This is a genomic window from Frankia sp. AgKG'84/4, assembly GCF_023242965.2.
In the GTDB taxonomy this organism is placed as follows: Bacteria; Actinomycetota; Actinomycetes; order Frankiales; family Frankiaceae; genus Frankia.
Genome location: NZ_JALKFU020000544.1, coordinates 1 through 3,681, shown reverse-complemented (window position 1 = coordinate 3,681; position 3,681 = coordinate 1). Strand labels below are relative to the sequence as shown.

The window sequence follows — 3,681 nt, the reverse complement described above, 5'->3', positions numbered from 1 at the left end:
GCGCCCGGGCGTCTGGCGAGGTCGCGCCGCCGTTCCGGCTCAGCCTCGCCGGCGAGCACGTCGACGCCGCGTCGTGGTGGCGCCGCGCCGGCGAGCCCTTCGCCGAAGCGATGGCGCTGTGCGACTGCCCCGACCCCGCCCAGCGGGCGCGCGGTGTGGAGCTGCTGGACCAGCTCGGCGCGACCGGCACCGCCGACCGACAGCGGGCCATCGCGCGCCGCGATGGCATCACCCAGCTTCCCCGGCGGCCCCGCACGAGCACCCGGGCCAACCCGGCGGGCCTGACCAACCGTCAGCTCGACGTCGCCAAGCTCGTCGCCCGTGGGCTGACCAACGCCGAGATCGCCACCCGTCTCTACATCTCGGTGAAGACCGCGGACCACCACGTGTCCGCGGTCCTCACCAAGCTGGGCCTGCCGACCCGCCGCGCCGTCGCCCTGCGCGCCGAGGAACTCGGCCTCGCCTGAGCACCGCCCGGCATCGGGGTCGGGGCCGGAACCAGGAAGTCAGTTCGGGTTCTGGGCGGCGACGATCCTGGTGGCCTGCGCGTCGGTCAGGTTGTAGTGCAGGAAGTCGCGGAAGAAGCTCCTGGTCTCCTGGACGATGTTCAGGTCCGTGAACGCCGCCGGATGCAGCGTCTTCGCCGCCCACTGGATCTGCAGGGCCTCCTCGATGCCGTAGCGGTCCCAGTGCCAGCCGCCGGTCGGGTTGACGTAGGCGCGGTGGTTCACGACCGCCGGCTGGTTCTTCCAGAACGGGTCGGTGGTCAGCTTCTCCAGCGTCTGCTGCCCGGTGTCGTTGCCGACGAACGCGCTGCTGGCGAGGATGATCACATCGGGGTTCCAGCTGGCGATGGCCTCGGGGGTCACCTGCTTGGCGTTGCCCTTCACCTGGGCGGCGTTGCGGCCGCCGGCGGCGGTGATCCACTCGTCGATGATGCTGTTGGTGCCGTCGACGACCAGCGGGTTCAACGAGTAGATGTGCAGCACCTTGGGCCGCTGGTCCGCCGGGATCTTCGAGGTCGTCGCGCGGACCTGCGCGAGCTTGGCGTCGAGGTAGGTGTTGTAGCGCTGCGCCTGGGTCCTGGCCTCCGGTCCGAGCACGTCGGCGGTCGTGGTGACGACCTTCTTCAGTCCGTCGAACGTCTGGAAGGCGAGTTGGAGCGTGGGGATGCCCGCGCTCGTCGTCTTCGCCTGGTCCTGCGTACCCGTGTTGTTGAACAGCACGTCGGGATGGGTGTTCAGGAGCTCCTCGGTGTTCGCCGTCGTGGTCGTGAACACCGTCTTCGCCTGGGCGAGCGCCGGGTTGATCGTGTAGAGCCAGGGCACCGACTTCGGGGTGAGCACGGTCGCGACGATCTTGTCGCCGCCGCCGAGCATCTGCACGACCTCGTTGTGCGCGGGCCACGAGTCGGCGATCCGGCTGACCGTGCCGGGCACCGTCACCGCCGCGCCGGTGGAGTCAGTCACCGTGTGCGTCACCGGCGGCGCGGACGACGTCGGCGCGGCCTTCCCTTCGGCCGTCGTCGAGCCACCGCAGCCGGCGGCCACCAGCGCCGTGACGACGCCCAGCGCCACCACGGCGACGCGTTTGGAGATTCTCGGTCCGGCAGTTCGCCTCATCGGCGCTTCCTCCGCGTCGACAGGGCGCGCGAGAACAACCGCACGCCCGCACTGCGCGGCAGCCGGACCGGAGGCATACCGCTGGATGGTGCATCTGCGCGAGCAGATAGCGGGGTCAGCGTACCGAGCACCTGCGTCTGCCAGCGCAGGTAACCGTAGAGGTGCGACCCACGCCACGGTGGCGGGCCGGGGTCATCACCGTGGCAACGCGCTGCCGGAGGCACTGCTGCGCGACGGTTTCGACACCCTGTGCGCGCTGGCGGCCGACCTGCGCGACACCCCCGAACCCGGCCAGGCACTGGTCAGCTGGATCGGCGAGCTGGCCGTGTCCTGCGCGCGCTACGACGGCCTGCCCGCCTCCGTGCTCCAGGCAGGGCGCAGCATCGCCGCCGACGACCGGCTCCTGACCCTGCTCGTCGAGGGCCTGGCGGCCCGTCCCGCCCCGCCGGGACGCATCATCGTCAAGAAATGAGTCCCCACCTGGCCGCGGCCAGGCATGCTCGCGGTCAGGGTGGGCAGTCGCCGCTGCTGTTCAGCAGGACGGACACCGTGGCGCCGCGGCTGTTCGTGACGGCGATGTCGTCGCGGTCGTCGCCGTCGGCCCGGAAATCACCGGCTTTCACCGCGGACGGTCCCGGACCGACGATGTAGACCCTTGGCAACTGAAGGCTGCCGTCGCCGTTGCCCAGCAGCACGGACACGGTCTCGTTCCCCTGGTTGGCGACGGCCACGTCGCGCCTGCCGTCGCCGTTGAACTCGCCGGTCTCCACCCCGGTGGGGCCCGGACCGGAGATGGTGGTGATCGGCGGTTGGAAGGTTCCGTCACCGTTGCCCAGCAGCACCGAGACTGTCCCGTTCCCGGCGTTGGTGACGACCAGGTCGTTGGTGTCGTCCCCGTTGAGCTTCCCGACCGTCGCCCCGGAGGGCCCGGGTCCGGTGACGTAGACCTCAGGGCCGCGCAGAGTGCCGTCGCCGTTGCTCAGGAACACCGAGACGGTGCCGTTCGCCGTGTTGGCGACGGCCAGATCGGCGATGCCGTCCCCGGTGAAGTCACCGACGCCCAGCGACGACGGGCTCGGCCCGCTGACATATGGGACGGCGGGCTGGAAGGTGCCGTCGCCGTTGCCCAGCAGCACCGAGATCGTGCCGTCGAAGCCGTTGCTCACCGCGAGATCCGGGACGTCGTCCCCGCTGAGGTCCTCCGCCCGCAGGCCCGCCGGCCCGCTACCGGCGAGGTAGGGCACCGGGAGTCGGAACCTTCCGTCGCCGCGGCCCAGCAGCACCATGACCGTGTCGTCGTACCTGTTCGTCACGGCCAGGTCCATTCGGCCGTCGCCGTCGAGGTCCTTGGCCCGCACGCCGGAGGGACCTGATCCGGTGGGGTAGATGATCGGCGGTCGGAACGTTCCGTCGCCCCGACCGAGGAGCACGGACAGCGTGTTGTTGCCGGTGTTGGCGACGGCCAGGTCACCGACGCCGTCCCCGGTCAGGTCGTCGGTCGCCATCGCGACCGGACCGGGCCCGGTGAGGTAGTCGACCGGGAAGGGCGTCGGCGCCGCCCAGGACAGGGTGGACATGGCGATCAGCCCGGGCAGCGGCAGTCCTGCCAGCACGCTCAGGCGCAGGTAGCGGTGTCGTGCCACGGCTCCTGATGGTGGCCCGCCGATGCGCCGTGGGCGGCAGCGACACCCCTGGAACCTGGTCGGGTCGTCGAGTGGGAGTGCGCGCTGACGGGCATCACCGCCAGAGGCCGCGAAATCGCGGCCGACGCTCGGAAAGGTGACAGATCGTGCGTTTCTGGACTGATCGGCGGGCGGAACGGTGCGCGGGAACGCCGGTGTCCGTGTGCCGGCGGGCGGCGGCGCTGGCGGCTCTGGTGGCCTTCGCCACGATGGTGGCCGTGCTGGTGGTCCGGTTGATCGACCGGCCGATCGCCCTGCCGGTCTCGGTCGTCGCCGTGACGGTCGCGTTGGTCGCGGGCTGGACGGCGCTGGTCGGGCGGGGGCCGCGCCGGCTGGGCGCGGCTGTCGTCGCGGCCTGCGCGCTCGGGGGTCTGATC

Annotated in this window: 4 protein-coding genes and 1 pseudogene; 3 read left to right on the top strand and 2 right to left on the bottom strand. The window is 71.3% G+C overall.

Annotated elements, in window-relative coordinates:
* Window positions 1-467, top strand: a 467-nt coding sequence (locus MXD58_RS22890; protein ID WP_250609898.1) for a helix-turn-helix transcriptional regulator, incomplete at its 5' end; no start/stop codon positions are given.
* 39 nt (window positions 468-506) lie between these two features.
* On the opposite strand, the gene MXD58_RS22885 is transcribed toward MXD58_RS22890, so the two are convergent.
* A complete protein-coding gene (locus MXD58_RS22885; RefSeq protein WP_248839386.1) occupies window positions 507-1,622 on the bottom strand; it encodes an ABC transporter substrate-binding protein in 1,116 nt (371 codons plus the stop codon).
* A 178-nt stretch (window positions 1,623-1,800) separates the two neighbouring features.
* Here MXD58_RS22885 and MXD58_RS22880 point away from each other — a divergent pair, with 178 nt between their 5' ends.
* A complete protein-coding gene (locus tag MXD58_RS22880) occupies window positions 1,801-2,094 on the top strand; it encodes a hypothetical protein (protein WP_248839385.1) in 294 nt (97 codons plus the stop codon).
* A 34-nt stretch (window positions 2,095-2,128) separates the two neighbouring features.
* On the opposite strand, the gene MXD58_RS22875 is transcribed toward MXD58_RS22880, so the two are convergent.
* Window positions 2,129-3,265 carry an FG-GAP repeat domain-containing protein gene (locus MXD58_RS22875; protein WP_248839384.1) on the bottom strand — a complete coding sequence of 379 codons (1,137 nt, stop codon included), beginning with the start codon at window positions 3,263-3,265 and terminating at the stop codon, window positions 2,129-2,131.
* 146 nt (window positions 3,266-3,411) lie between these two features.
* Between MXD58_RS22875 and MXD58_RS22870 the strand changes: the two are divergent.
* Window positions 3,412-3,681, top strand: a pseudogene (locus MXD58_RS22870) (diacylglycerol/lipid kinase family protein); the annotation flags it as partial.